This window comes from Staphylococcus sp. HMSC072H03, from assembly GCF_001809305.1.
GTDB lineage: Bacteria > Bacillota > Bacilli > Staphylococcales > Staphylococcaceae > Staphylococcus > Staphylococcus hominis.
Genome location: NZ_KV796873.1, coordinates 1 through 698 on the forward strand (window position 1 = coordinate 1; position 698 = coordinate 698).

Consider the following 698-nt stretch of genomic DNA (forward strand, 5'->3'; position numbering starts at 1 on the left):
TTTTTAGCTTCTTGTATTTCTTGCGCTTGTGGCGATTCGTCTGCTAAGTTATTTGACAACTCATCTTTAATAGCATTTTGTTGTGCTACAATTTCTTCCGCACTATTATGTTCATTATTAATATAATTATTTTCTTTTACTGTAGTTTCAGCTTTAGCTTCTTGTATTTCTTTTGCTAATGGTGATTCATCTGCTAAATGATTTGATGTTTCTGATTGAATTGCTCGACGTTGTGCTGCAAGCTCATCGGAAGAAATACCTGTATTTTTTCTATTTTTTAAGTCTTCAATTTTATGTCTTACATTATCAATTGTTTCTTCTGTTTGTTGTTTAATACTATAATAATTATCTTTAACTTCTTGTTCTTTTGCTTTTAAATCATCAATTTTTTGGTTTGCTTTATTTTTAGTTAAAAGTCCAATAGTTGAGCCAATGATTGCACCGGTAATAAAGCTAACAATAAAACGTTTACGAGACTTAAATCTTGGATCATTATAATAAGTTTTATAATCAATCTCTTGATTAGTATCACTAGCAGCTTGATTTGAGAATTTTGGATGATTATAACTCTCATAGTCATCACGATTATAATGTGGTGTATTAACAAAGTTGTTTTGATCTAGTTGATTTACTCCATGACCGTGTAAGTCATTACTTGAGTTATTTGTTTCAAATGCATCTCTATCGTAATGTTTTGT

1 pseudogene is annotated in these 698 nt (G+C 29.4%); it reads right to left on the reverse strand.

The features are described 5' to 3' along the window. Nucleotides 1-698 (reverse strand): annotated as a pseudogene (locus HMPREF2578_RS11110) (hypothetical protein); the annotation flags it as partial.